Genomic DNA, 1,480 nt, shown 5'->3' with positions numbered 1-1,480 from the left:
CGTGCTGAACGGCTGTCCGGGATCGATCGCGGCGGACTCGGTGTGGCCGAGCACGGTGGCGACGGCGTCACGCACCAATTCCCGCACCACTCGCTCGCGCTCGGCAGGCGCGACCCCGGCCAGTACCGGGCGCGGCGCCGCCTCGCGAGCGGCGCTGCGCCGCAGCCGTGGTCCCGCCGCCCCGCGCAGCAGCGCGGGCACGTCCCCGCGAACGGCGGTCACGTCGATCGCGGCGGGGATCAACAAGGCGTCCGGCAGGGCCAACGCGGTATCGACCAGCGCCAGACCGGCTTCGGTCGACATCGGCGCGATGCCCGCCCGTTCGAGCCGGGCCCGGTCGACATCGTCCAGATGGGCCGTCATCCCGGTGCTGTCGCGCCAATATCCGGAGGCCAGCGCGGTGGCGGGCAATCCGGCCGCGCGCCGATGCGCGGCGAGCGCGTCCAGGAAGGTGTTGGCGGCGGCGTAGTTCGCCTGCCCCGCCGCACCGAGCAGACCGGCGATCGACGACACCAGGACGAAGGCGTCCAGATCGTGCCCCGCTGTCAGTTCGTGCAGGTGCCAGGCGGCGTCGACCTTGGGCCGCAACACCGAACGCAGGTGCGCGGGTGTGAGATTGACCAGGGTGTGATCCTCGAGCACACCGGCGGCGTGCACGACCGCCTTCAGCGGCCGGTCCGCCGCGATCGCGGCCAAGGTGGCCGACAGCGCCTCCCGATCGGCGGCGTCGCACGTCGTGACGGTGACCTCGGCCCCCAGTCCGGTCAGTTCGGCCAGCAGTTCGGCGGCGCCCGGCGCCGCGACGCCCCGGCGACTGGTCAGCACGAGATGCCGCACACCGTGCTCGGCCACGAGGTGACGCGCGAGCACTCCGCCCACCGATCCGGTGCCACCCGTGATCAGCACCGTGCCGTCGGGATCGAACGCGACCCGCCCGCCGCCGCGTACGGTCGCCGCGACCACTCGGGGGACCAGCAGAGCACCCGAGCGCACCGCGATCTGCGGTTCACCGGAACCGATGGCCGCGCGCAGCAGATCCGGGTCCACCTGGGAGGGCTCACGCCACTCGGCGTCCACGACGACGATGCGGCCCGGATGTTCGGTCTGCGCCGTACGCACCAGGCCCCAGGCCGGTGCGGCGGCCAGGTCGACGGGCGCGTCCTGGGCGCCGACCGCGATCGCGCCGCCGGTGAGCACCACCAGCGACGTGTGCGCGGTCCGCTCGTCGGTCAGCCAGCGTTGGACCGCCGACAGGAGTCGCTCGGTGTCGGCATGGGTGGTGGCGAGCAGATCCGGTCCCGCCGTCGTCCGATGTGGCAGAACCGCCACCTCCGGCAGATCTTCCGGCAGATCTTCCGAGAGCCACGACCAGGTGAGTTCGCCGGCGGTCGTCCGGGAAGCAGCCGCGGCGTCGATCGGCCGCCACTGCACCCGGTACGGCGACCTGGTCCGGCCCGCGCCCATGGCGGCGGGGTCGACC

General features: G+C 73.7%; 1 protein-coding gene. It reads right to left on the bottom strand.

The genetic code is table 11. The features are described 5' to 3' along the window. A partial coding sequence (locus ON30_RS27940) for a type I polyketide synthase (protein ID WP_040711970.1) occupies positions 1-1,480 on the bottom strand: 1,480 nt, incomplete at both ends.

This window comes from Nocardia takedensis NBRC 100417 (assembly GCF_000308695.1).
Classification (GTDB): Bacteria; Actinomycetota; Actinomycetes; order Mycobacteriales; family Mycobacteriaceae; genus Nocardia; species Nocardia takedensis.
The sequence above is the reverse complement of the archived record's forward strand: the minus strand, read 5'-3'. Positions and strand labels throughout refer to the sequence as shown.